At 53.3% G+C, this 21,804-nt stretch carries 18 protein-coding genes and 1 riboswitch; of the genes, 13 read left to right on the forward strand and 5 right to left on the reverse strand.

Annotation, left to right across the window (positions count from 1 at the left end):
- The first annotated feature begins 1 nt into the window (after window position 1).
- The 6 genes from leuC to aroD all read left to right on the forward strand — a co-directional run bounded on the left by leuC (window position 2) and on the right by aroD (window position 7,330).
- A complete protein-coding gene (gene leuC, locus ABIB59_RS21795; protein ID WP_039078352.1) occupies window positions 2-1,399 on the forward strand; it encodes a 3-isopropylmalate dehydratase large subunit in 1,398 nt (465 codons plus the stop codon).
- A gap of 11 nt (window positions 1,400-1,410) precedes the next feature.
- Window positions 1,411-2,016, forward strand: a complete 606-nt coding sequence (gene leuD, locus ABIB59_RS21800; protein WP_039078351.1) for a 3-isopropylmalate dehydratase small subunit — start codon at window positions 1,411-1,413, stop codon at window positions 2,014-2,016.
- Between the two features lie 397 nt (window positions 2,017-2,413).
- Entirely contained in the window at window positions 2,414-4,447 is a 2,034-nt protein-coding gene (locus ABIB59_RS21805; protein ID WP_354037013.1) for an oxidoreductase, read from the forward strand.
- 10 nt (window positions 4,448-4,457) lie between these two features.
- Entirely contained in the window at window positions 4,458-5,321 is an 864-nt protein-coding gene (locus ABIB59_RS21810; protein WP_039078349.1) for a shikimate dehydrogenase, read from the forward strand.
- A gap of 11 nt (window positions 5,322-5,332) precedes the next feature.
- Window positions 5,333-6,544: an MFS transporter gene (locus ABIB59_RS21815; RefSeq protein ID WP_071193641.1), complete on the forward strand. Its 1,212-nt coding sequence runs from the start codon at window positions 5,333-5,335 to the stop codon at window positions 6,542-6,544.
- Window positions 6,545-6,574: 30 nt separating this feature from the next.
- Window positions 6,575-7,330, forward strand: a complete 756-nt coding sequence (aroD, locus tag ABIB59_RS21820; protein WP_071193640.1) for a type I 3-dehydroquinate dehydratase — start codon at window positions 6,575-6,577, stop codon at window positions 7,328-7,330.
- A gap of 33 nt (window positions 7,331-7,363) precedes the next feature.
- Here aroD and ABIB59_RS21825 read toward each other — a convergent pair whose 3' ends face one another.
- A complete protein-coding gene (locus ABIB59_RS21825; protein ID WP_039078469.1) occupies window positions 7,364-8,260 on the reverse strand; it encodes a LysR family transcriptional regulator in 897 nt (298 codons plus the stop codon).
- A gap of 228 nt (window positions 8,261-8,488) precedes the next feature.
- Between ABIB59_RS21825 and ABIB59_RS21830 the strand changes: the two genes are divergently transcribed.
- On the forward strand, window positions 8,489-9,799 hold the full coding sequence (locus ABIB59_RS21830) for an MFS transporter (RefSeq protein WP_039078346.1): 1,311 nt from the start codon (window positions 8,489-8,491) through the stop codon (window positions 9,797-9,799).
- Between the two features lie 54 nt (window positions 9,800-9,853).
- Here ABIB59_RS21830 and ABIB59_RS21835 read toward each other — a convergent pair whose 3' ends face one another.
- Together ABIB59_RS21835 and sgrT are read right to left on the reverse strand one after the other, a co-directional pair.
- Window positions 9,854-11,032 (reverse strand): sugar efflux transporter, encoded by a 1,179-nt coding sequence (locus tag ABIB59_RS21835; RefSeq protein ID WP_071193638.1) that lies wholly within the window; start codon window positions 11,030-11,032, stop codon window positions 9,854-9,856.
- Between the two features lie 100 nt (window positions 11,033-11,132).
- A complete protein-coding gene (gene sgrT, locus ABIB59_RS21840) occupies window positions 11,133-11,285 on the reverse strand; it encodes a glucose uptake inhibitor SgrT (protein WP_132439681.1) in 153 nt (50 codons plus the stop codon).
- Between the two features lie 87 nt (window positions 11,286-11,372).
- Here sgrT and sgrR point away from each other — a divergent pair, with 87 nt between their 5' ends.
- The 4 genes from sgrR (at window position 11,373) to thiQ (ending at window position 16,486) form a co-directional block, all read left to right on the forward strand.
- On the forward strand, window positions 11,373-13,028 hold the full coding sequence (gene sgrR, locus ABIB59_RS21845; RefSeq protein ID WP_335257394.1) for an HTH-type transcriptional regulator SgrR: 1,656 nt from the start codon (window positions 11,373-11,375) through the stop codon (window positions 13,026-13,028).
- Window positions 13,029-13,104: 76 nt separating this feature from the next.
- Window positions 13,105-13,205: riboswitch (TPP riboswitch) on the forward strand.
- 32 nt (window positions 13,206-13,237) lie between these two features.
- Entirely contained in the window at window positions 13,238-14,221 is a 984-nt protein-coding gene (gene thiB, locus ABIB59_RS21850; RefSeq protein WP_354037017.1) for a thiamine ABC transporter substrate binding subunit, read from the forward strand.
- Window positions 14,197-15,807, forward strand: coding sequence for a thiamine/thiamine pyrophosphate ABC transporter permease ThiP (gene thiP, locus ABIB59_RS21855; RefSeq protein WP_354037019.1), 1,611 nt, complete (start codon window positions 14,197-14,199; stop codon window positions 15,805-15,807). The genes thiB and thiP overlap by 25 nt, the downstream gene beginning before the upstream one ends.
- Window positions 15,791-16,486 carry a thiamine ABC transporter ATP-binding protein ThiQ gene (gene thiQ, locus ABIB59_RS21860; RefSeq protein WP_039078341.1) on the forward strand — a complete coding sequence of 232 codons (696 nt, stop codon included), beginning with the start codon at window positions 15,791-15,793 and terminating at the stop codon, window positions 16,484-16,486. The genes thiP and thiQ overlap by 17 nt, the downstream gene beginning before the upstream one ends.
- On the opposite strand, the gene ABIB59_RS21865 is transcribed toward thiQ, so the two are convergent.
- Window positions 16,479-17,243 (reverse strand): DedA family protein, encoded by a 765-nt coding sequence (locus ABIB59_RS21865; RefSeq protein ID WP_354037021.1) that lies wholly within the window; start codon window positions 17,241-17,243, stop codon window positions 16,479-16,481. The genes thiQ and ABIB59_RS21865 overlap by 8 nt on opposite strands.
- Window positions 17,244-17,370: 127 nt before the next feature.
- Window positions 17,371-18,216: an arabinose operon transcriptional regulator AraC gene (gene araC, locus ABIB59_RS21870; protein ID WP_039078339.1), complete on the reverse strand. Its 846-nt coding sequence runs from the start codon at window positions 18,214-18,216 to the stop codon at window positions 17,371-17,373.
- Between the two features lie 335 nt (window positions 18,217-18,551).
- Between araC and araB the strand changes: the two genes are divergently transcribed.
- Complete coding sequence (gene araB, locus ABIB59_RS21875) at window positions 18,552-20,246, forward strand: ribulokinase (protein ID WP_039078338.1); 1,695 nt, start codon at window positions 18,552-18,554, stop codon at window positions 20,244-20,246.
- Window positions 20,247-20,256: 10 nt separating this feature from the next.
- Window positions 20,257-21,759 (forward strand): L-arabinose isomerase, encoded by a 1,503-nt coding sequence (gene araA, locus ABIB59_RS21880; protein WP_039078337.1) that lies wholly within the window; start codon window positions 20,257-20,259, stop codon window positions 21,757-21,759.
- Window positions 21,760-21,804 lie beyond the last annotated feature (45 nt).

The following is a 21,804-nucleotide window of genomic DNA, read 5'->3' on the forward strand; positions in this document are numbered from 1 at the left end:
TATGGCCAGGACGTTGTACGAAAAATTGTTTGATGCGCATGTTGTGTACGAAGCGCCAAACGAAACCCCATTGTTGTATATCGACCGCCATCTGGTGCACGAAGTCACTTCACCACAGGCGTTTGACGGCCTGCGCGCGCATAATCGCCCGGTGCGTCAGCCGGGCAAGACCTTTGCGACCATGGATCATAACGTTTCCACGCAGACCAAAGACATCAATGCCTCCGGTGAGATGGCGCGTATCCAGATGCAGGAACTGATCAAGAACTGCAAAGAGTTCGGCGTTGAATTGTATGACCTGAACCACCCGTATCAGGGTATCGTGCACGTGATGGGGCCTGAACAGGGTGTCACCCTGCCGGGCATGACCATCGTCTGCGGCGACTCCCACACCGCCACTCACGGCGCGTTTGGTGCTCTGGCGTTCGGTATCGGGACCTCCGAAGTGGAGCACGTGCTGGCGACGCAGACCCTGAAACAGGGTCGCGCAAAGACCATGAAAATTGAAGTGAAAGGCAAAGCGTCGGCAGGTATTACTGCTAAAGATATTGTACTGGCGATTATCGGCAAAACCGGCAGCGCCGGCGGTACCGGGCACGTAGTCGAATTCTGTGGCGAGGCGATTCAGGCACTGAGCATGGAAGGTCGTATGACCCTGTGCAATATGGCTATCGAAATGGGTGCCAAAGCGGGCCTGGTCGCGCCGGATGAAACCACCTTCAACTATGTGAAAGGTCGTTTGCATGCGCCGAAAGGCAAAGACTATGACGATGCGGTAGAGTACTGGAAGACGCTGAAAACCGACGACGGCGCGACCTTCGATACAGTTGTGACGCTGCAAGCCGAAGAGATTGCCCCGCAGGTCACCTGGGGGACTAACCCGGGTCAGGTCATCTCCGTTAATGACATCATTCCGGACCCGGCCTCCTTCGCCGATCCGGTTGAGCGTGCCTCAGCAGAGAAAGCGCTGGCCTATATGGGCCTGCAGCCAGGTGTACCTCTGACCTCCGTCGCCATTGATAAAGTCTTTATCGGCTCCTGCACCAACTCACGTATTGAAGATTTACGCGCCGCCGCAGAGGTTGCCAAAGGGCGCAAAGTTGCACCGGGCGTACAGGCGCTGGTGGTTCCAGGCTCTGGCCCGGTGAAAGCGCAGGCCGAAGCCGAAGGGCTGGACAAGATCTTTATTGAAGCCGGTTTCGAATGGCGTTTACCAGGCTGCTCTATGTGCCTGGCAATGAACAATGACCGTCTGAACCCGGGCGAACGTTGCGCATCCACCAGTAACCGTAACTTTGAAGGTCGTCAGGGGCGCGGTGGTCGTACGCACCTGGTCAGTCCGGCAATGGCAGCCGCGGCTGCGGTAACCGGTCATTTCGCTGATATTCGCAGCTTGTAAAGGAGATAATCATGGCAGAGAAATATACACAGCACACAGGCCTGGTTGTCCCACTGGATGCCGCCAATGTCGATACCGACGCCATCATTCCAAAACAGTTTTTGCAGAAGGTCACGCGTACTGGCTTTGGCGCACATCTGTTTAATGACTGGCGGTTCCTGGATGATAAAGGGGAAGTTCCGAACCCGGAATTCGTCCTGAACTTCCCGGAATATAAAGGCGCCTCTATTTTGCTGGCGCGTGAAAACTTCGGTTGCGGCTCATCACGCGAACATGCGCCCTGGGCATTAACCGACTACGGCTTTAGAACCGTTATCGCCCCAAGCTTCGCAGACATTTTCTACGGCAACAGCTTCAATAATCAGTTGCTGCCGGTGAAACTGAGCGATGAAGAAGTGGACGAACTGTTCAAACTGGTCCAGGCCAATCCGGGCATCTCGTTCGAGGTGGACCTCGAGGCGCAGGTAGTGAAAGCCGGGGGGAAATCGTACCCGTTTGTTATTGATGCATTCCGCCGCCACTGCATGCTGAACGGTCTCGACAGTATTGGCCTGACTCTGCAGCATGAAGATGCCATCTCCAGCTACGAAAACAAGCAGCCCGCGTTTATGAATTAAACCTTTCTGCTGCTCTGGTGCCCGGTTTTTCGCCGGGCCTTTCACGTTTTATTTTGTGATTATCATCACAAAAACCATCACTTCTTTCTATCATATGCACAGATATTTGAACTTTTAAAATTTAATTATCTACTGTATCGCTCTTATTCTGTGCATTTCTTCTCTCTTTTTGTATAAACCCGGCAACACAAGTAAAAATACAGCTCAATTATTTAATATAAGAATACAAGCATGTGAAAAAACGGTTAATTGCATAGAAAGACACTATGGTTTCATGCAAAAAAAAGCATTATTTTTCCTCTCCCCCCCTCGTTATCTTTCCCACAGAAACATTTTAACTTTGGATATATCAGGGCCTCCGCATGTCGGCCTCCTGGATTTCCCGTGGAGAGAGCAAATGAGCCACTACCAACACCTTTTCACCCCGCTAACCATTAACGGGATGACGATAAAAAACCGGATCATCATGCCGCCAATGGGCACCAACCTGGCGAGCCTGAACGGTGAAGTCTCTCAGGAACAGTTGGAGTACTATGAACTGCGGGCAAAAGGGGGCACAGGCTTAATTACGATTGAGAATATTTGTATCGACTTCCCGTTCGCCTCAAATGGCACAACGCAGCTGCGTATCGATAACGATCAATATATTCCTGGGTTATTCAAATTAACTGAGACGCTGCATAAACACGGAGCCTGCGTCTCTATTCAGCTAAATCATGCGGGTGCTTCTGCTTATGCTTATCGCCTGAATGGCGAACAACCGCTCTCCTCTTCGAATATACCGTCGAAAAAGAACGGTAATATTCCTCGCCCCATGACACATGACGAAATATATCATGCGGTTAATAAATTTGGTGAAGCGGCAGAACGTGTAAAACGTGCGGGTTTTGATAGTGTGGAAATTCACGCAGGCCACTCTTATTTAATAAGCCAGTTCTTATCGCCTCTGTTTAATAAACGTACCGATGAATTTGGCGGCTCCCCGGAAAACCGCGCCAGAATATTAACGCTGGTGGTTGATAAAGTGCGCGCCAGCGTCGGTCCTCGCTTCCCGATTAGCCTGCGTTTCAGTGCCGATGATTTCCTTAAGGGCGGCAACACGCTGGAGGATACGCTACGTATGCTGGCACTTTGCCAGGATAAGGTCGACATTCTCAATGTTTCCGCCGCGCAAAACGACAACCTGAATCTGCAAATTGATCAGATGTCACTGGAAGATGGCTGGAAGCGTTATCTCTCCCGCGCCGTACGCGATAAGTTTAATAAACCGACTGTTATTGCTGGCAATATTCGCTCACCGAAAGTGGCCGAAGACATTATCGCAACGGGCGATGCAGACCTGATTGCTATCGGCCGTGGCCTGATTGCCGAACCGGAATGGGTGCAAAAGGTCCAGAGCGGCAATGAACGCCTGATGCGCAAATGCATCTCCTGCAATATCGGCTGCGCCGACCACCGTATCGCGCGCTCTCGTCCGCTGCGTTGCTCCATCAATCCGGACATTATCCATGGCGACGCTTATAAACTGCGCAGGGTAAATCGCGACACCCGTGTCGTGGTTATCGGTGCGGGAACCGCAGGTATGGAAGCCGCATGCACCGCCGCAGAAGTCGGTTGCCATACCTGGTTGCTGGAGAAGAAAAACAGCCTCGGCGGACTGGCCTCTGAAATCTCGCGCCTGCCGGAGAAAAAGCGTATCGCCGACTTCCCGCAATTTATGAAAAACCGGATGGCCGGTTTAGACAATTTAATGCTGCAGGTTGGTCAGAAGGCTACTGTTGAGCACATTGCCGGGCTACGGCCGAACCTGATTGTCAACGCCACGGGCTCAACACCGCTGCTGCCGCCGATTAACGGACTGAAAGAGTGCATTGACGTTGAGGGCGGCCGCGTCTTCTCCATTATCGGCATGATTCAGCACCTGGAGCAATTTGCGAATGTTCAAGGAAAACGCATCGCCGTTGTCGGCGGCGGTGCTGTTGGCCTGGATGTTATCGAATATTTCTCTGCACGCGGTGCTACTACCGTGCTGATTGAGATGCAGGAAGGTCCAGGACGCGATCTGGATATCATTACCAAAAATGCCATGTTGACCATGCTGGATGAGCACCACGTGGAACAGCACATGCAGACACAACTCATCGCCGTTCACCCCACACACTTTAGCGTCAAGAAAGCCGATCACGCTTGCGACATTCCTTTTGACTACGGCTTTGTGTGCCTGGGAATGCGCGCCAACACCAGCGGTCTCAATGAAATTGAGCAATGGGCAAGAGCCAATAACGTAAAAATAATGAACATCGGCGACAGCCTGATGGCCCGGCGAATCATTGATGGCGTGCGCGAAGGGCGCAACGTGCTGGACACCCTCGAGGATATGGGTGCTCTGGGCAACCGCGAATCAACCAAAATTCCACTTCTAACATATTAAGGACTTTATCATGGCTGAACGTATTACGGGTCACACTGAGCTGATTGGACTGATTGCAACACCGATTCGCCATAGCATGTCGCCGACAATGCATAACGAAGCCTTTGCGCATCTGGGTCTGGATTATGTCTACCTGGCATTTGAAGTAGACAACCAGGAGCTGAAAGATGTTGTACAGGGTTTCCGGGCGCTTAAACTGCGCGGGTTTAACGTATCCATGCCGAACAAAACCGCCATTTGCCAATACCTGGACAAACTTTCCCCGGCGGCAGAGCTGGTCGGTGCGGTGAATACCGTGGTTAATGACAATGGCGTACTGACGGGTCATATCACCGACGGTACCGGTTATATGCGCGCATTGGCTGAAGAAGGTATCGATATTATCGGTAAGAAAATGACGGTCCTGGGTGCGGGTGGCGCGGCAACGGCGCTCTGCGTTCAGGCGGCACTGGATGGCGTAAAAGCGATCTCCATTTTCAACCAGAAAGATAAATTTTTCGCCAATGCGGAGCAAACTGTCGCCAAGATCCGCAATAACACCAACTGTGAAATTCATCTGTACGATCTGGCCGATCACGACAAACTGCGTCAGGAAATCGATAGCAGTGTGATCCTCACCAACGCTACCGGTGTCGGTATGAAACCGTTTGAAGGCCAGATGCTGCTGCCGAACGACAGCTTCCTGCGACCAGATCTCATCGTCTCTGACGTGATTTATAACCCGCGCAAAACCCACCTGTTGCAAGTGGCTGAGAAGAAAGGCTGCCGCACACTCAACGGCCTGGGAATGATGCTCTGGCAAGGGGCGAAAGCCTTTGAAATCTGGACAGGTAAAGAGATGCCGGTCGATTACGTCAAAAATATCCTTTTTTAAGGGTAAACATGATGAAAAATAAATATGTCCCAACTGCGGCCGGGCTGTACCTCAATTACCTGATCCATGGCATGGGGGTACTATTAATTACCCTCAACATGGCGAATTTACAGGAACAGTGGGGAACAGACAGAGCCGGCGTTTCGATTGTTATTTCGTCTTTAGGTATCGGCAAACTCGCCACCATCGTGACGGGTTTTCTGTCCGATCGCTACGGACGTAAGCCTTTTATTTATCTGGGTATTCTGAGCTATTTGCTCTTTTTCTTAGGTATTTTGCTGACCAAAAACATCTATGTTGCCTATTTCTTTGGCATCCTGGCTGGCCTGGCGAACAGCTTCCTCGACTCCGGGACCTACCCGGCGCTGATGGAATCTTTCCCGAACTCAGCAAGCCGTGCGAACGTGTTAATCAAAGCCTTTGTCTCGGCCGGGCAATTCCTGCTGCCCTTCATTATTAGCCTGTTGATTTGGGCGAATCTGTGGTTTGGCTGGTCATTTATCATTGCGGCTGTGTTGATGGTTATTAGCGCCATCTATTTGATCAAAATGCCCTTCCCTGACAACGGGGCCAAAAAAGAGACCGCAGAGAAACCTGGTGCAGCGACAACAACGCAGTCAGATGCCGGTACCATGGATATGCTGGTGTTCACGCTGTATGGCTATATTGGCATGGCGACCTTTTACCTGGTCAGTCAGTGGCTGGCGCAGTACGGCCAGTTCGTTGCGGGTATTCCCTACGAATCAGCAATCAAGTTACTGAGTATCTACACGGCGGGCTCGTTGACCTGTGTATTTGTCACCGCGACCTTTGTGAAAAACGTCATTAACTCGGCCGTTGCGATGATTCTCTACACCGGCATCTCGATGATTTCGTTGTTGATTGTTTGCATGTTCCCGACGCCGATGATTGTGACCGGTTTTGCTTTCGTGATCGGTTTCTCAGCCGCAGGCGGGGTATTGCAGTTGGGTGCGACCATCATGGCAATGAGTTTCCCGCAAGGGAAAGGTAAAGCCACCGGGATCTTCTACACTGCCGGCAGTATTGCCAGCTTCACGATCCCGTTGATCACGGCGAAACTGTCCAAAATCAGCATCGCCAGCATTATGTGGTTTGATTTGATTATCGCCATAATCGGCTTTGTGATTGCGTTGTACATCGGTTATCGTCAGTTTCAGGCTCGCGCTGCCCAAAAAACGGTCCGCGCAACCGCCACAGCCTGACGGTTCGGCGAGAATATTATGGATACCAACATGACTAAAGCAGTAACGGTTAAAAACATCACCTTTCAGGAAGGAAGCACGCTTATCTGTGTGCCGCTGATCGGCAAAACGCTCGACGAACTGAAAGCAAATGCACGGACTCTGGCCACCGCAGGTGCCGATCTTATCGAATGGCGTGTCGACCACTTCACACAAGTTCGCGAACCGCAGCTTGTGCAACAGGCGCTGAGCGACATTCGTCAGATTCTGGCTGATATTCCGCTGTTGTTTACCTTCCGCAGCAAAAAAGAAGGCGGCGAAACAGAAATCAGCGATGAGGCCTATTTCGAGCTTAATCGTCAGGCAGCCATCAGCGGTCTGGCCGATCTTATCGATATTGAGCTGTTCAACGATGAAGCGCATATTCGTGCAGTCATCGATGTGGCCCATGGCGCTGGTGTGAAGGTCATCATGAGTAATCATGATTTCCACAAAACGCCCGCCCAGGAAGATATCATCTATCGTCTTCGCCGCATGCAGGAGCTGGGCGCAGATCTGCCAAAGATCGCGGTTATGCCGCAAACGCCGCAGGATGTGCTGACACTGCTCTCCGCCACGCTGACCATGAAAGAGAAATATGCGACACGCCCAATTATTACCATGTCGATGGCAAAAATGGGTGGCGTCAGTCGTGTAACGGGTCGCCTGTTTGGTTCAGCGATGACGTTCGGTACCGTAGGCCAGGCCTCGGCACCAGGGCAGATCGCCATCAAAGAACTGCGTGAAATGATGGATATTCTGTACTAAAACAAGAACCCGGAGCCTGTCTCCGGGTTCTTGTTAGCGCTTTTGCTGGCTGTCATCAATAATAAAGTTTCTAAAGGATTGAATCGCTGGTGAAAGCACGCGATCTTTCATAGTCGCCAGGTAGATATAACGCGGCGGGATCTTATTTTTAATCGCCAGAATATGGACGTTATAATACGAGAGTGCAGAAATTCTTGGCATGATCGCAATACCGTAATCAATACTGACCAGCCCCGCCATCGCCGTATCCTCATCAACATAACAGGCGATATCAGGCACCAGTTTTTGCTGCATAAAGACGTTATCAATAAACGGCCGTAAGCCGCTGTTCTCCGAAAAGTAGATATACGGGTAATGGATTGTCTCAACAAGATCCACTTCATTTTGATACAAGCGCGCCAGTGGATGATCCTTCGCGGTGACGACGACCAATTCCTGTTGAATAATAGGGATAAAATCAATATCCGGTTCATCCGGGATATATGAGCAAATCGTTAAGTCGCTCTTGCCAGCTTTCAACTCCTGCAATAAAGTCAGAGACGTCCCCTGAGTAAAGGAGAAGGTCACGTTATGTCGGGCTGGAAGTGTAGAATATTTGTGAATTAGCTGCGGGACAACATATTCACCCATTGTATATATAAAGGCAATGCGAATATTCTCCTTATTTTCCAGGCCACTTTTCTGCAAAGTCATGCGGCCATTTTCCAGAGACGTTAGCGCATCTTCGACATAGGGAAGAAAGCGTTTTCCGTTTTGCGTAATTTCGACATTCCGACCTTTTCTGGCAAACAAGGATACACCAAGCTCCTTCTCTAACTCAGAGATAGCGTGGCTTAGGGAGGGTTGAGTGATGAAGAGACTGGAAGCCGCCTCCGTGTAGTGCTCCGTTTCCGATAAACGCTTAAAATAATAAAGTTGCTTTAGGTTCATTATTTTTGACCGTATAATATAAAATTGATATTGCATTGAATATAGCACAGCACAGGCCGTCCCCTGTGGGTAAAACATGAATTCTTGGGCAATATCAAATATTCATATGATGCGGTGAATAATATGTTAAGCGTTAGTTTATAGCGTGAAAATAAAGAGCGGAAAGATAAAGTATTTCTGCATATTAAGGAATATGCAAAAATATTTTAAATATTAAAGGAAACTACTATGAGGACAAGTATCAGCCAGGAAAGTGCTGTGCCTTTAGCAGGCCAACAAAAGCGAACCAAAGCGCGAATTGTAATTTTATTGTTACTATCTATCGGTACGATGATCAATTATCTGGATCGTACCATATTAGGTATTGTCGCTCCGGCACTCAGCAATGAGATCCATATCGATCCCGCCATGATGGGTATCGTGTTCTCAGCCTTTGCATGGACCTACGCGCTGGCGCAAATCCCCGGAGGAATGTTTTTAGATCGCTTCGGAAACAAAATAACCTACGCCCTTTCTATCTTTTTCTGGTCAGCTTTCACCTTACTGCAAAGTTTTTCAGTGGGCTTAAAATCTCTACTGCTATTTCGTTTAGGCCTTGGGATCAGTGAAGCTCCCTGTTTCCCGGTTAACAGTCGCGTCGTAGGAACATGGTTTCCACAGCATGAACGCGCCCGGGCAACGGCAACATATACCGTTGGGGAATATATTGGCCTGGCCGCTTTCTCGCCGATTTTATTTTTAATCCTTGAACACCACGGCTGGAGAACATTATTTTTCATCACCGGCGCACTCGGCATCGCCTTTACGTTTGTATGGTGGAAATTTTATAAAGAGCCCCACGAATCAACAACGGCAAATAAAGAAGAGCTGGAATACATTGGGGTTGGTAATAAAGAAAAAGGTAGTGAAAACATCCCTTTTAACTGGCCGGATGCCAAAAAACTGCTGTGCTGCCGACAGGTCATTGGCGCCAGTTTAGGGCAATTCGCAGGTAACACCACGCTGGTGTTCTTTCTGACATGGTTTCCCACATATCTTGCCCACGAGCGGCATCTCCCGTGGCTGCACGTCGGTTTTTTTGCGACCTGGCCGTTTCTCTCGGCGGCGGTAGGCATCATTTTTGGCGGATGGATTTCAGATAAATTATTGAAGAAAACCGCATCGGTAAATATCAGCAGGAAGCTGCCGATCATCTCCGGCCTGCTGCTCTCAAGTTGTATTATCACAGCGAACTGGGTATCGAATAACACGCTGGTGATTGTGATTATGTCGATTGCCTTTTTCGGCCAGGGCATGGTCGGACTAGGCTGGACGTTAATTTCCGACATTGCGCCGAAAAATATGGCGGGGCTGACAGGTGGGATCTTTAACTTCTGCGCTAATATGGCGTCCATTATTACGCCGCTGATCATAGGGTTTATTATTTCCGGGACCGGGAATTTCTTCTACGCGCTTATCTATATTGGCCTGACGGCGCTGATTGGCGTTGTCGCTTATATTTTTATCATTGGCGATATCAAACGCATTGTACTGAAATAACCCACCGCTTAACCCACCGCTCCCGGCAACCGTCAGCCGGGAGCGTTTTTCGCCTCAGACGTCTTTGACCCGGCTGGTCAGAAAAAGCGTCACCAGCGAAAGCACCGCTATCACCCAGTACACCTTCCCATGGCCGAAGCTTTGTGCCAGCGCGCCCTGTATCACCCCGGCGAGGATCACCCCCGTAGAGATACTGTTAGTGAACAGCGTCGTTGCGGATCCGGCGCGGCCTGGCATCAGATCCTGAAACCATAGCATGCCTATACCGGCAATAATCCCAATAAAGATAGCGTTAAAGAGCTGCAGACCAAGCAGAGCTTCACGGCTATGGAACATGATAAGCCCCACATAGAAGACCACGCCCGCCGCCACTGCGCTGACCATCATCCTGCGTTTACCAAAGCGCTTAACGTAGTAACCTGCCAGGATCATTGCCGGGATCTCAAGCCCCGCGGCCGTTCCCATTAACACGCCCGCCAGACTGTCCGGTAACCCCAGCTCGCTGCTGATCCACAGCGGCATATCAATGATGTACATCGTGTTGCAGGTCCACATCATCGTCGAGGCGATAAACAACATACGGACGTTCTTATTGCCCCAGCCACTGACTTCCGTGACGGCAATATCCGCAGGCTGTTCAATTCGCTTCACGGAGGGCAACCACAATGCCACCAGTACCAGGCTGATTACGAAGATACCGGCGGCAATCGAGTACATGGCGGTAAAGCCATAGTTGAGTGCCAGCATGAAGGCCATCGGCGGGCCAATAACCCATGCCACCGAAATTTGCGCACGCATGATCGAGCTGAACATCACCACTTCACGCGCCGAACTGTCCGCGTATTCCCGCGCCAGCGCGAAAAGCTGCGGCATAGCAGTACTGGCCAGCGACGCCAGCATCACGCCACAGGTGATTAAGGTCAGATAATGTCGATTGAAGGCAAACAGAAGAGCGTTACCCACCGCCATCAGACAGCAAAACATAATCAGTTTTTTGCGATCGCCCTGTTGGTCAGAGCGTTTTGCCAGCCCGAGGCTGACCAGGATCCCGGCAATGGCGTTAACGGTATAAAACAGTCCAACCCAAAACGGTTGCGCCCCCACCTCGCGACTCAGAAACAGGCTCAGCGTTGGGGCCTGCAAAGCACCAGCAACACCGATCATAAACGCGACGATCATAAAAGCGATGAAGACCCCATTCAGGCGACGTCCCATCGTGACTAACCAGAGCATAAAGATCCCTTGCATGCGAAAGAAACGAAAAAAGCCAGCAGATAATAACTGCTGGCGTGGTGATTAGCACCAATACTCAGTCACACATGATGGACGCGTTTCAGGGTTTCGAGACCGGGATTGTCACTTCCCACTGCATTAATTCTTCGAGCATTTTCAGCCGCTGATTCGTACTCAAACGAAAGAGCCGGGACGCATTCTGCGTAGCACGAAAATACGCTAAGTAAAATTGCTGTGTAGACGATCTCTCCATAACCACCTCCTCGCTTCATCACGGAAGATTATTGGCTTAATATAGGGATTAATAAATTGCTGACTTTTCATCAGGAGTTCCCCTTTTATGCCATCAGGTCGCCTGCAACAACAGTTCATTCGTCTGTGGCAATGTTGCGACGGGAAATCTCAGGAGACAACGCTCAATGAGTTGGCCGATCTGCTGAGCTGTTCCCGTCGCCATATGCGGACCCTGCTCAATACCATGCAAGAGCGCGGCTGGCTGACGTGGGAGGCTGAAGCCGGTCGCGGCAAGCGTTCGCGCCTGACTTTTCTTTATACCGGCCTCGCTTTACAGCAACAGCGGGCAGAGGATTTGCTGGAGCAGGATCGTATCGAGCAACTGGTTCAACTGGTGGGTGATAAGAGCGCCGTCCGCCAGATGCTAATCTCGCATTTGGGCCGCAGCTTCCGCCAGGGGCGGCATATTCTGCGGGTTTTGTACTACCGTCCGCTGCGTAACCTGCTGCCAGGCACCGCCCTGCGGCGCTCTGAAACCCACATGGCGCGGCAAATTTTTAGCGCTCTGACTCGCATAAATGAGGAAAATGGGGAACTGGAAGCCGATATCGCGCATCACTGGAAAGCGATCACGCCACTCCACTGGCGTTTTTATTTGCGCCCCGGCATCCATTTTCACCATGGCCGTGAACTTGAGATGCGCGATGTTATTGCGTCCCTCGAACGAGTTTGCACGCTGCCGCTCTACTCGCATATCACCCAGGTTATCTCCCCGACGCCCTGGACGCTGGATATTCATCTGTCACAGCCGGACAACTGGCTGCCCTGGCTGATGGGGCATGTACCCGCCATGATCCTGCCGCAGGAGTGGAACTCGATGGCCATCTTCGCCAGCCATCCGGTCGGCACCGGACCTTACGCTGTCACCCGCAACAACAATAACCAACTGAAAATCCATGCGTTTGATGATTACTTCGGGTATCGCGCGCTTATTGATGAAGTCAATGTCTGGGTACTGCCGGAAATTGGTGATGAACCGAACGGCGGTCTGACCATCGACGGGCCAACCGACGGTGAAAAAGCGGTCGAAAGCCGCCTTGAAGAGGGCTGTTATTACTTGCTCTTCGACGCACGCTCGCACCGGGGAGCAAACCAGGGGGTTCGCGACTGGATAAGCCAGGTGCTCTCCCCTACCCGGCTGCTCTATCACGCCGAAGAACATTATCAGCAGTATTGGTTCCCGGCGTACGGACTGCTGCCGCGCTGGCACCATGCGCGACCAGGCAGTGGTGAAAAACCGGCGGGGCTGGAATCGCTCACGCTGACCTTCTACCGCGATCACAACGAGCATAAAGCCATTGCCAACACCATGAGCAAACTACTGGCGCAACATGATATACGCCTGGAGATACAAGAGGTGGATTATGAAGAGTGGCACCGTGGCGATATCGTCAGTGATATCTGGCTTAATAGCGCCAACTTCACGCTGCCGCTCGATTTTTCTCTCTTCACGCATTTGTATGAAGTTCCGCTGATTCAACACTGCGTTCCGCTGGACTGGCAGGCCGATGCTGAGCGCTGGCGCGCCGGGAAAATGAATCTGGCCGTCTGGTGCCAGCAGTTACTGGAAAGCAAAGCCATGGTACCGCTGATTCACCACTGGCTGCGGATTCAGGGCCAGCGGAGTATGCGCGGTCTGCGTATGAACACCCTTGGCTGGTTTGACTTTAAATCCGCATGGTTCGCTCCGCCGGACCCGTAATCACGGAGATTCCGGCTCTTCCTGCTGAATGATGAAGGGGCGCTTTCAGAAAACTTACAAAATCATTACAATGGCGCGGTGCTCAACGGGGTGCTGCGCCAAAAGCGTGTGCTGAGAAAATACCCGTCGAACCTGATCCGGATAACGCCGGCGAAGGGATTTGAGGCTATCGCTTAAATCCTCTTTGCCACCCATTTTTGAGGTGCAAAGTGCTTAAAAAAGTTCTGCCATTCCTGCTGCTTGCCGCAGCGCCTGCTTTCGCGAAACCGACCCTGACCGTTTACACCTACGACTCCTTCTCTGCGGAATGGGGACCGGGGCCTGCGGTAAAAAAAGCCTTCGAAGCCGACTGCAACTGCGAACTGAAATTTGTCGCGCTGGAAGATGGCGTATCGCTGCTTAACCGCCTGCGCATGGAAGGTAAAAACAGCAAAGCGGACGTGGTGCTGGGGCTGGATAACAATCTGCTTGAAGCCGCCACGCAGACCAAACTGTTCGCCAAAAGCGGTATTTCACCCGACGCCGTTACCGTGCCTGGCGGCTGGAAAAACGACACCTTCGTTCCCTTCGATTACGGCTGGTTCGCGTTCGTTTATGACAAAAATAAACTGCAAAACCCGCCGAAGAGCCTGAAAGAACTGGTAGAAAGCTCGCAGAAATGGCGTGTGATTTATGAAGATCCGCGTACCAGCACACCAGGTCTCGGCCTGCTGCTGTGGATGCAGAAAGTGTACGGCGATAAAGCCCCGGAAGCCTGGCAAAAACTGGCGGCCAAAACCGTGACGGTCACCAAAGGCTGGAGCGAAGCGTACGGTCTGTTCCTGAAAGGGGAAGGCGACCTGGTGCTGAGCTATACCACCTCTCCGGCCTATCCCATCATTGAAGAGAAGAAAGACAACTACGCAGCCGCAGCATTTACCGAAGGCCATTATCTGCAAGTTGAAGTCGCAGCCCGAACCGCCGCCAGCAAGCAGCCGGAACTGGCAGAGAAGTTCCTGAAATTTATGGTCTCTCCGGCATTCCAGAATGCCATCCCGACCGGCAACTGGATGTACCCGGTCAGCAATGTCTCGCTGCCCGCCGCATTCGACACATTGGTGAAACCGCAGACCTCGCTGGAATATACCCCGCAAGACGTCGCAACCCAGCGCGGCGAATGGATTAACGCATGGCAACGCGCCGTCAGCCGCTAACCTTCGGCTGGCTGGTTCCCGGACTGGCCGCCGCCGCCCTGATGGTGGCGGTGGCCTTCTCCGCGTTTCTCGCGCTCTGGCAAAACGCGCCCGTGGCCGATCTGGCGGCACTCCTGCACGATAGTTATCTGTGGCACGTGGTGCGTTTCTCTTTCTGGCAGGCCTTTCTGTCGGCGCTGCTCTCCGTCGCACCGGCTATCTTTCTCGCCCGCGCGTTCTATCGGCGACGCTTCCCTGGCCGTCTTGCCCTGCTGCGTCTGTGCGCCATGACGCTGATCCTCCCGGTGCTGGTTGGGGTATTTGGTATTCTGAGTGTTTATGGCCGCCAGGGCTGGCTTGCCTCGGCGTTTCGCGCAGCAGGTCTGGAGTGGACATTTTCACCGTACGGATTGCCCGGCATTCTGCTGGCGCACGTCTTTTTTAACCTGCCGATGGCGGCCCGTCTGCTGCTCCAGACGCTGGAGCAGATCCCCGGCGAGCAGCGACAACTGGCCGCGCAGTTGGGTATGCGCGGCTGGTCTTTCTTCCGCTATGTCGAGTGGCCCTGGCTACGCCGCCAGATCCCGCCTGTCGCCGCCCTGATTTTCATGCTCTGCTTTGCAAGCTTTGCCACTGTGCTGTCGCTGGGCGGCGGCCCGCAAGCAACGACGATTGAATTGGCTATCTATCAGGCGTTGAGTTACGACTTCGACCCAGGCCGCGCAGCGCTGCTGGCGTTAATCCAGATGATCTGTTGCCTGGGGCTGGTTCTACTTAGCCAGCGCCTTAGCAAAGCCATTTCCGTGGGCAGCCATCAGATTCAGGGCTGGCGCAACCCGGAAGATCGCTTTTTCAGCCGTATCGCCGACTACACGCTCATCGCACTGGCGCTTCTTCTTCTGTTGCCCCCCCTGCTGGCGGTCATTATCGATGGCCTGAACCTCAGCCTTCTTCATGTACTTGCTCAGCCCGTGCTCTGGCAGGCAATCTGGACCTCTGTGCGCATTGCCCTGGGAGCGGGGTTGCTGTGTGTCACGTTAACCATGATGCTGCTCTGGAGCAGCCGTGAGCTACGCGCCCGCCAGCATCAACTGGCCGGACAAGCGCTGGAGATGAGCGGCATGCTGATTCTGGCGATGCCTGGTATTGTGCTGGCGACCGGCTTTTTCCTGCTGCTCAATAACAGCATCGGCCTGCCCTCGTCCGCCGATGGCATCGTGATTTTCACCAATGCGTTGATGGCTATTCCCTATGCCCTGAAAGTACTGGAGAACCCCATGCGGGATGTGACGGCACGCTACAGCCTGCTCTGTCAGTCTCTGGGGATTGAAGGTTTCAACCGGTTAAAGGTCATCGAACTGCGTGCCCTTAGAGCACCGCTGACGCAGGCGCTGGCCTTTGCCTGCGTGTTGTCGATTGGTGATTTTGGCGTTGTGGCGTTGTTTGGCAATGACGATTTCCGTACGTTGCCCTTCTATCTTTATCAGCAAATTGGCGCCTATCGCACGCAGGATGGTGCGGTTACCGCGCTGATTTTGCTGCTACTGTGCTTTTTACTGTTCACCCTTATCGAAAAACTTCCGGGCCGCCATGCTAAGACTGACTGATGTAACCTGGCTGTATCAGCATTTACCCATGCGTTTTACGCTGTCGATCCAACAGGGCGAACAGGTCGCCGTGCTTGGGCCTAGTGGGGCCGGGAAAAGTACGCTGCTCAATTTAATCGCCGGTTTTCTCTCCCCGGCCAGCGGCGTCATTATGATTGAGAATAGCGATCATACGCGCACGCCACCTTCGCGGCGCCCGGTGTCGATGCTATTTCAGGAGAACAACCTCTTTACCCATCTCACGGTGCGGCAAAATATTGGTCTGGGGCTGAACCCGGGCCTAAAACTGTCTTCTGCGCAAAATACAAAACTTGAGGCCATTGCCAGCACTATGGGGCTGGATACGTTGCTTGGCCGCATGCCGGATCAGCTTTCTGGCGGCCAGCGGCAGCGTGTGGCACTTGCCCGTTGTCTGGTGCGTGAACAACCCGTGCTCTTGCTGGATGAACCCTTCTCCGCGCTCGATCCGGCCCTGCGCCAGGAGATGCTTGCACTGGTAAAAGAGGTTTGTCATCGCCAGCAGTTAACGCTGTTGATGGTGTCGCACAATGTGGAAGATGCCGCCCGTATCGCGTCGCGCGCGTTGGTGATTGCCGATGGTCGTATCGCCTGGGACGGGCAAACAGACGAACTGCTCAGCGGCAACGCGCCTGTCTCCTCGCTGCTTGGGATCAGGTAACCACTTTTTGCAAAATAGACAGGTAGATGGGCATTAAAGGGTGGCGAACCAGAATTGTTACCGCAAACACGGCCCCCACCGTCAGCAGCGGCGCCAGCCAGAACAATCGGCGACGCGGCAGATATATCGTTAAACGATCCAGTCCGGCTTTACCACTACGCCACAGGCGCCAGCACATCCAGAACGCCAGCCAGAGCAGCACCGCTGCCAGCAGCAGCAGCCATTTAAAGTTACCGCTCTGCTCCCCCGCCGGGATATCAATCGCCGCTCCCGCCAGAATGCCAGGCAAGAAATAGAAAGGCGGCCACAGCAGGCAACCAAGGATGTTTGGCGGGATAAACTTCGTGACCGGCAGATCAAGCATGCCCGCGACCATCGGCACAACCGGACGCGTCGGCCCCACAAACCGCCCCACCAGAATGGTGAACATGCTGTGCTGATGCAGCGCATGCTCGGTTTTATTCAACAGCGCTTTGTTCTTGCGAATGAATGACCAGCGGTGCAGCGGTTTTTTGAAACGCCAGCCGAGCCAGAATGAGATCCAGTCCCCCAGCAGACATCCCACAATCCCCGCCATCCAGGCGTGCCAGAAATTCACTTCACCGCTGCCAATCAGCGCCCCGAGTGCCGCCATCATCACGGTGCCGGGTAGAATAAGCCCCACCAGCGCCAGCGACTCCAGAAAAGCCACGAGCGCAATCGCAATCAGCGTATAGGCCGTAGATTGGGTAACAAAGTGTTCCAGCAGTGCTTGCATATGTTTTCCGGTCAAAAAATGAAGCTGGAATTCTCCAGGCGCATACCCTGAGGGTCAAGCTTCAATTATCTGAATATTTTGCCGGTTATGACAGGTTGCCGGGCCACTCCTTGCCTATCTTTACGCTCTATTCACATCCTGCACGAAATTCACTGGGGCTGGCGCCGGTACATTTTTTAAAAACGCGTGAGAAATAGAGCTGATCTTCAAAGCCGACATTGCGCCCCACGCTGGCGATTGGCATACGCGTAGTGCTCAACAGCAGCTTCGCCTGACTGATACGCTGATCCTCGCGCCAGCTCAGCACGCTTACCCCCAATTGCTGACGGAACAGGTGCGAGAGACGGGACGGCGACAGACACACATGCTGCGCGACGCTGGCGATATCAAAATGGTTGTCCGCCAGATGATCGCTGATGTACTGGCAGGCGTCGCGAACGCGGTTATCGAGCGGTGGATGCAGTGATTCATTGATGGCATCCATACGGCGCAATAACAGTTGTTCGAGCAGATTTATCGCCAGCAATTCTGCGTAACGTCCTCCGCTCTGCCCGGCATCGATAATCTGCCCAAAGAGTTCGCTAAACTGCGCCAGCCAGGGCTCTTCCGGGCGAAAGAAACCAGTCTGCGCGAAAATGGTCGGCCAGCTTAGCCACTCATGCCAGTAGGCGCGCGGACGGAAGTAGACCCATTGGTGATACCACTCTTTGGCATCCGGGTGGCGACCATAGTGATGAATTTCTCCCGGCGGGAACAAAATCATGTCGCCGGGGCGGCAAACGTACTGTTTCCCGTGGTTATTAATGACCCCCTCACCGCGAATGGTGAAATTGAGAATGTACCCCTTCATTCCCAGCGGACGATCGATAAAGAAATCGAGATAGCCCTCGGACTCGATAGGGGTCAACCCCGCCACCAGATGGGCGTTAAACGAGTAACCAGGCAACAGAGGATCATTTTGTGACTCAGCCATAAACTCGATACTCCGGGCATCATGAAGGAAACCAATTGTCCATATTGATACGCTTTTCATTAATCAGGCGTTTTGACCAGGCACAAGGAAAACGCCGCCACTTTTAACCCCGCCAGATAAAAGCAATTACGCCATTTTTATGACGCAAAGGGGACAAAAAGGGTCAACCAAAGTGTCTATAAAGGCGATTAAAATGTCCACATAGAATTTTTGCACACGGTCACACTTTGCACTCCCATAGCATTTTCGTCCATAAGATTAGCGAATCCTGCCTGACGCTTTTTCCCGCCGATCACTATGTTTCTCCATAAGGTTATTCTTCATGGAGCAACACGATGGCAATCACAATTGGCCTCGATTTTGGCAGCGACTCCGTTCGCGCACTGGCGGTGGACTGTACCTCTGGGGCAGAAATCGCCACCAGCGTGGAGTGGTATCCTCGCTGGCAAGAAGGGCGTTACTGCGACGCGGCACATAATCAATTTCGCCACCATCCCCGGGACTATATCGAGTCGATGGAAATGGCGCTTAAAAGCGTGCTGGCAGAACTGACGCCTGAACAGCGTGCCCAGGTCAAAGGCATTGGCGTGGACAGCACCGGTTCAACGCCTGCTCCTGTCGACGCAGAAGGCCGGGTTCTGGCACTGCGTCCGGAATTTGCAGACAACCCCAATGCGATGTTTGTGTTGTGGAAAGATCATACGGCGGTCGAAGAAGCCGAAGCGATCACCGCCCTGTGCCACGCAACGGGTAAAGTCGACTATTCACGCTACATCGGCGGGATTTATTCCAGCGAATGGTTCTGGGCAAAAATCCTGCACGTGACCCGCGCCGACAGCAATGTCGCTCAGGCTGCCGCATCGTGGATTGAACTGTGCGACTGGGTGCCTGCCCTGCTCTCCGGCACTACCCGTCCGCAGGATATCCGCCGTGGTCGCTGCAGCGCCGGGCATAAATCTCTGTGGCATGAAAGCTGGGGTGGTTTACCCCCCGCCAGCTTCTTCGATGAACTGGATCCAATCCTCAACAAACACCTGCCCTGCCCGCTCTTTACCGACACTTATACCGCCGATATCCCGGTTGGCACGCTGACGGCGGAATGGGCGCAACGCCTTGGCTTACCGGAAACGGTGGTTATTTCCGGCGGCGCGTTCGACTGCCATATGGGGGCAGTAGGCGCAGGCGCACAGCCCAACACGCTGGTCAAAGTCATTGGTACGTCGACTTGCGACATTCTTATCGCTGATAAGCCGAGCGTCGGCGACCGTGCCGTGAAAGGCATCTGTGGTCAGGTGGATGGCAGCGTGGTACCCGATTTTATTGGTCTGGAAGCAGGTCAATCGGCGTTCGGCGATATCTACGCCTGGTTTGGCCGCATCCTCGGCTGGCCGCTGGAGCAACTGGCGCTGCAACATCCTGAACTGAAGACGCAAATTAAAGCCAGCCAGAAACAACTGCTGCCAGCCCTGACAGAGGCCTGGGCGCAAAACCCATCGCTGGAACACCTGCCGGTTGTCCTCGACTGGTTCAACGGCCGCCGTACGCCGAACGCGAACCAGCGCCTGAAAGGGGTGATCACCGACCTGAATCTTGCAACCGATGCCCCGGCGCTCTTTGGCGGGCTGATTGCCGCTACTGCCTTTGGCGCACGCGCCATTATGGAATGTTTCACCGAGCAAGGTATCGCGGTGGACAACGTCATGGCGCTGGGGGGTATCGCCCGTAAAAACCGCGTCATCATGCAGGCCTGCTGCGATGTGCTTAATCGCCCGCTGCAAATTGTCGCCTCGGATCAGTGCTGTGCACTCGGTGCGGCTATTTTTGCCGCCGTCGCCGCAGGGGTTCACACCGATATTCCTGCTGCACAGCAGCAAATGGCCAGCCAGATCGAAAACACGCTGCAACCCGCACCTGCGCAGGCTCAACGCTTTGAACAACTCTACCGCCGCTACCAGCAATGGGCGAAAAGCGCCGAGCTTCACTATCTCCCTGTAGCTGCGCCAGCAACGCAGGCAGCGCTCACTCACTAAGGACACAATAATGACGATTTTTGATAATTATGAAGTTTGGTTTGTGATTGGCAGCCAACACCTTTACGGACCCGAAGCCCTGCGTCAGGTGACGCAGCATGGCGAGCAAGTGGTTAACGCGCTGAACGCTGAGGCCAAACTGCCCTGCAAACTGGTTCTTAAACCGCTCGGCACCTCGCCGGATGAGATAACGAATATCTGCCGTGACGCCAACTATGACGACAAATGCGCCGGTATGGTGGTGTGGCTGCATACCTTCTCACCGGCAAAAATGTGGATTAACGGCCTGACAATCCTCAACAAACCGCTTCTGCAATTCCACACTCAGTTTAACGCTGCCCTGCCGTGGGACAGCATCGACATGGACTTTATGAACCTGAACCAGACCGCGCACGGCGGCCGTGAGTTCGGCTTTATCGGCGCACGCATGCGCCAACAGCATGCGGTGGTGACCGGCCACTGGCAGGACAAAAAAGCGCATCAGCGTATTGGTGCCTGGATGCGCCAGGCCGTGTCCAAACAGGATACCCGTCATCTGAAAGTGTGCCGTTTCGGCGACAACATGCGTGAAGTGGCGGTGACCGACGGCGACAAAGTAGCCGCACAAATCAAGTTCGGTTTCTCCGTCAACACCTGGGGTGTGGGCGATCTGGTTCAAGTAGTGAACAGCATCAGTGAAGGTGATGTTAACGCGCTGGTCGACGAGTATGAAAGCAGCTACCGCCTGACCGCAGCCGCACAGGTGAACGGCGACAAGCGTCAGAATGTGATTGATGCCGCACGCATTGAGCTGGGTATGAAACGCTTCCTGGAACAGGGGGGCTTCCACGCCTTTACCACCACATTCGAAGATTTACACGGCCTGAAACAGCTTCCGGGCCTGGCGGTTCAACGCCTGATGCAGCAGGGCTACGGCTTTGCGGGCGAAGGCGACTGGAAAACTGCCGCTCTGCTTCGCATCATGAAGGTGATGTCGACCGGTCTGCAGGGCGGCACCTCCTTTATGGAGGACTACACCTATCACTTCGAAGAGAACAACGATCTGGCACTCGGCTCGCACATGCTGGAAGTGTGCCCGTCTATCGCGCTGGATGAGAAACCGATCCTGGATGTTCAATACCTCGGCATTGGCGGTAAAGCCGATCCGGCACGCCTGATTTTCTCTACCAAAACCGGCCCGGCCATTAACGCCAGCCTGATCGATTTGGGGGATCGCTTCCGCCTGCTGGTGAACTGCGTTGATGCCGTTAAAACGCCGCACGATCTGCCGAAACTGCCGGTTGCGAACGCATTGTGGAAAGCACAGCCGGATCTACAGACCGCCTCCGAAGCCTGGATTCTGGCGGGCGGCGCGCACCATACCGTGTTCAGCCACGCCCTGAACCTTGATGACATGCGCCAGTTCGCTGAGCTACACGGTATCGAAATTGTGACTATCGATAACGAAACCCGCCTGCCTGCCTTTAAAGACGCTTTGCGCTGGAACGAAGTGTATTACGGCTCCAAACGTTAACAGGGGAACATTAGGCCTGCTCCGGCAGGCCGCTTTTTCCTGGAG

It is taken from the genome of Citrobacter sp. UYEF32 (genome assembly GCF_040546205.1).
Classification (GTDB): domain Bacteria; phylum Pseudomonadota; class Gammaproteobacteria; order Enterobacterales; family Enterobacteriaceae; genus Phytobacter; species Phytobacter diazotrophicus.